This window comes from Noviherbaspirillum denitrificans (assembly GCF_002211445.1).
GTDB classification, from domain to species: domain Bacteria; phylum Pseudomonadota; class Gammaproteobacteria; order Burkholderiales; family Burkholderiaceae_D; genus Noviherbaspirillum; species Noviherbaspirillum denitrificans.
This window is the reverse complement of record NZ_LSTO01000001.1, coordinates 3,367,053-3,371,599: the sequence shown is the minus strand read 5'-3', so window position 1 is coordinate 3,371,599 and position 4,547 is coordinate 3,367,053. Positions and strand designations below refer to the sequence as shown.

Here is a 4,547-nt window from a genome sequence, read left to right as displayed (position 1 = left end):
TTGCTGTCGCAACGCCCGGATGTGTTCGCCGCCGAGCGCGAAGTCGCCGCCGCTGCCGCCGAGATCGGCGGCGCGCGCGCCCAGCGTTTCCCGCGCCTCAGCCTGAGCGGTTCGATCGGCCGCGCCAACTTCCGCAGTGGCGGCGTCGACGCCGACTTGTCCACCTGGTCGATCGGCCCGCTGGCGATGTCCCTGCCGCTGTTCGACGGCGGACGCCGCGCAGCGAATGTCGAAGCCGCCGAGGCCCGTTATGAAGCCGCGGCCGCCGCCTACCGTGCCCGCGTGCGCCAGGCGGTGCGCGAAGTCGAGGAAGCCTTGGTCAACCTGCAAAGCACCGCCGCGCGTGGCGAGGATGCCCGTATCTCGGTCGAGGGCTACCGCACATCCTTCACCGCCACCGAAGCGCGCTACAAGGCCGGGCTCGCCAGCCTGGTCGAACTGGAAGAAGCGCGCCGCAACCGCCTCACTGCCGAGAATGCGCTGGTTGCGCTGGAACGCGAGCGCCGCAGCGCCTGGGTCGCGCTGTACCGCGCGGCCGGCGGCGGATGGACGGCACAGCGCTGACACGATTTCAAATATGAATGATGGAAACCAGACCATGAACCGATTCCAACTCAAGCCCGTGGCCGTCGCGCTGCTCGCACTGGTCCTGCTTGCCTGCGGCGCAACATTGCTGTCCCCCGCCACGCAGGCCGCCGACGACAAGAAGCCCGCCGGGCCGAAGCCGGCGCTGACCGTGTCGACCGTTCGTCCGCAATCCACCTCCATGCCGATCCGCCTCGCCGCCAACGGCAACATCGCCGCCTGGCAGGAAGCGATCATCGGCAGCGAATCGAATGGCCTGCGCCTGGCCGACGTCCTCGTGAATGTCGGCGACCAGGTGCGCGCGGGACAGGTGCTTGCCACCTTCGCCAATGAATCGGTTGCCGCCGACGTCGCGCAGGCACGCGCGGCACTGATGGAAGCCGAAGCCAACGCCGCCGAAGCCGCCGCAAACGCGGCACGCGCCCGCACCCTGCAGAGCACCGGTGCATTGAGCGAGCAGCAGATCAACCAGTACCTGACCGCGGAACAGACGCAGAAGGCCAAGGTCGAAGCCGCGAAGGCGACGCTGTCGGCGCAGCAGTTGCGCCTGAAGAAGGTCCAGGTCCTTGCGCCAGACAGCGGCATCATTTCCGCGCGCGCGGCCACTGTCGGCGCGGTCGTTCCCACAGGGACGGAACTGTTCCGCATGATCCGCAAGGGCCGGCTGGAGTGGCGCGCCGAAGTGACCTCGTCGGAACTCGGCCGCATCAAGACGGGCATGCCGGCATCCATTGTTGCCGTCAACGGCGCCGAACTCAAGGGCAAGGTACGCATGGTCGGACCCACCGTCGATCCGCAGAACCGCGCGGCCATCGTCTATGTCGACCTCGCGCCGGCCAATGAAAACACGCCGCCGGCGCGCGCCGGGATGTTCGCGCGCGGCGAATTCGACCTCGGTACCTCGTCCGCGCTGACGGTGCCGCAGCAGGCGGTAGTCTTGCGGGACGGCTTCAATTACGTCTTCAGCCTGACGCCGGACAACCGCGTGCAACAGCTCAAGGTCAAGACCGGCCGCCGCATCGGCGACCGCGTCGAGGTGCTTGAAGGTCTGAAGCCCGATACGGCGGTCGTGGTCAGCGGCGCCGGTTTCCTGAACGACGGCGACCTCGTGCGCCTCGCGAGCGACAGCAACGGCGCGCCTGCCGCCAAGTAAGGAGTTGGCCCGATGATGAACGTATCGTCCTGGTCGATCAGGAACCCGATCCCGGCGGTCATGTTGTTCGTGATGCTGACTTTCGCCGGCGTGCTCTCCTTCAAGGGCATGAAGATCCAGAACTTCCCCGACATCGAATTGCCGACCGTCAGCGTGTCGGTATCGCTGCCGGGCGCCGCCCCCGCACAGCTGGAAACCGAGGTCGCGCGCAAGATCGAGAATTCGATTGCCACCGTGCAGGGCCTGAAGCACATCTACACCAAGGTGCAGGACGGCGGCGTCACCCTCACTGCCGAATTCCGTCTTGAAAAGCCGGTGCAGGAAGCAGTGGACGACGTGCGCTCCGCCGTGGCGCGCGTGCGTGCCGACCTGCCCGGCGATGTGCGCGACCCGATCGTCAACAAGATGGACCTCGCCGCGCAGCCGGTGCTGGCTTTCACCATTGCGTCGCCGCGCATGGATGAGGAAGCGCTGTCCTGGTTCGTCGACAACGACATTTCGCGCAAGCTGCTGTCGGTGCGCGGCGTCGGTGCCGTCAACCGCGTGGGCGGCGTGACGCGCGAAGTGCGCGTCGCGCTCAATCCGGGCAAGATGCTCGCGCTCGGCGCGACCGCCGCCGACATCTCGCGGCAGCTGCGCCTGATGCAGAGCGAAAGTGCAGGTGGACGCGCAGACCTCGGCGGCGGCGAACAACCGATGCGCACGCTTGCCACGGTGAAATCGGCCGAGGAACTGGCGCGCCTCGAACTGCCGCTGTCCGATGGCCGCCGCATCCGACTCGATGAAGTGGCCGACGTCAGCGATACCATCGCCGAGCGCCGCTCCGCCGCGCTGCTCAACGGCAAGCCGGTAGTGGGCTTCGAAGTCTCGCGAAGCAAGGGCGAGAGCGAGGTCACGGTTGGCGCCGCGGTGCAGAAGGCGCTGGTCGAACTGAAGGAACAGCATCCCGACCTGGAAATCACCGAAGCATTCAACTTCGTCGTGCCGGTGGAGGAAGAATACGACGGCTCGCTGCAGCTGCTGCTCGAAGGCGCGCTGCTGGCCGTGATCGTGGTCTGGCTCTTCCTGCGCGACTGGCGTGCGACCTTCGTGTCGGCGGTCGCGCTGCCGCTGTCGGTGATTCCCGCCTTCATCGGCATGTACCTGCTCGGCTTCTCGATCAATGTCGTCACGCTGCTCGCGCTGTCGCTGGTGATCGGTATCCTGGTCGACGACGCCATCGTGGAAGTGGAAAACATCGTGCGCCACCTGCGCATGGGAAAGACGCCCTACCAGGCGGCGATGGAAGCGGCCGACGAGATCGGCCTGGCGGTGATCGCCACCACCTTCACGCTGATCTCGGTGTTCCTGCCGACGGCCTTCATGAGCGGCGTGCCCGGCAAGTTCTTCAAGCAGTTCGGCTGGACGGCATCGCTCGCGGTGTTCGCGTCGCTGATCGTCGCGCGCGTGCTGACGCCGATGATGTCCGCCTACATCCTCAAGCCCATCGTCGACAACCACGGCGATCCGCGCTGGATGAAGACCTACATGCGCTGGGCCGGCTGGTGCCTGAAGCACCGGCTGTCGACGATGATCCTGGCGACGCTGTTCTTCATCGGTTCCATCATGCTGATCCCGCTGCTGCCGACCGGCTTCATCCCGGCGGACGACAATTCGCAGACGCAGGTGTACGTCGAGCTGCCGCCGGGGTCGACGCTGGCCAACACGATGAAGGCTGCCGAACATGCGCGGACGCTGGTGTCCGGCGTGGAACATGTGAAGAGCGTGTACACCACCATCGGTGGCGGCAGCGCGGGCACCGACCCCTTCGCGCCGCAGGGAGCGGCCGAAGCACGCAAGGCCACGCTCACCATCCAGCTGACCGAGCGCGGCAAGCGCCCGCGCAAGCAGCCAATCGAGAACAACATCCGCGCGGCGCTGGAGCAATTGCCCGGCGCGCGCACCAAGGTCGGCCTCGGCGGCTCGGGCGAGAAGTACGTTCTCGTGCTGACCGGCGAAGATGCCAATGCGCTGCGCGCGGCAGCGCTGGCCGTCGAGAAAGACTTGCGCACCATTCCCGGCCTCGGCAATGTGGCTTCCACCGCCAGCCTGATCCGCCCGGAAATCGCGATCCGTCCCGACTTCGCGCGCGCGGCCGACCTCGGCGTCACCAGCAGCGTGATCGGCGAGACGCTGCGCATTGCGACCGTCGGCGATTACGATGTCTCGCTGCCGAAGATGAACCTGTCGCAGCGCCAGGTGCCGATCGTGGTCAGGCTCGACGAAGCCGCGCGCGAAGACCTCGGCGTGCTGGAGCGCCTGACGGTGCCCGGCCGCAAAGGCCCGGTGATGCTCGGCCAGGTCGCCGACCTTGAAGTGACCGGCGGCCCGGCGGTGATCGACCGTTACGACCGCTCGCGCAACATCAATTTCGAGATCGAGCTGTCGGGCCTGCCGCTGGGCGAGGTGACGGCGGCGGTGCACAAGCTGCCGGCGGTGCAGAACCTGCCGCCGGGCGTGAAGGTGGTCGAAGTCGGCGACGCTGAAGTGATGGGTGAACTGTTCGCCAGCTTCGGCCTGGCGATGCTGACCGGCGTGCTGTGCATCTATATCGTGCTGGTGCTGCTGTTCAAGGACTTCCTGCATCCGGTGACGATCCTCGCGGCACTGCCGCTGTCGCTGGGCGGCGCCTTCGTCGGCCTGCTGGTCGCGCAGAAAAGCTTCTCCATGCCGTCGCTGATCGGCCTCATCATGCTGATGGGCATCGCCACCAAGAACTCCATCCTGCTGGTGGAATACGCGATCGTGGCGCGTCGCGACCACGGCCTGT

3 protein-coding genes are annotated in these 4,547 nt (G+C 66.8%); all 3 read left to right on the top strand.

The genetic code is table 11. The features are described from left to right. Positions 1-564: TolC family protein (locus tag AYR66_RS16305; RefSeq protein WP_170942317.1), on the top strand; the 564-nt coding region annotated here is incomplete at its 5' end. 34 nt (positions 565-598) lie between these two features. Then, complete coding sequence (locus AYR66_RS16300; protein ID WP_088708378.1) at positions 599-1,738, top strand: efflux RND transporter periplasmic adaptor subunit; 1,140 nt, start codon at positions 599-601, stop codon at positions 1,736-1,738. A gap of 15 nt (positions 1,739-1,753) precedes the next feature. Further along, on the top strand, positions 1,754-4,547 hold a 2,794-nt coding region (locus AYR66_RS16295; RefSeq protein WP_088709856.1), incomplete at its 3' end, for an efflux RND transporter permease subunit.

Bases quoted from the DNA above. Each gene is read 5' to 3' on its own strand.
- AYR66_RS16300 (WP_088708378.1), top strand. From the start codon at position 599: ATGAACCGATTCCAACTCAAGCCCGTGGCCGTCGCGCTGCTCGCACTG.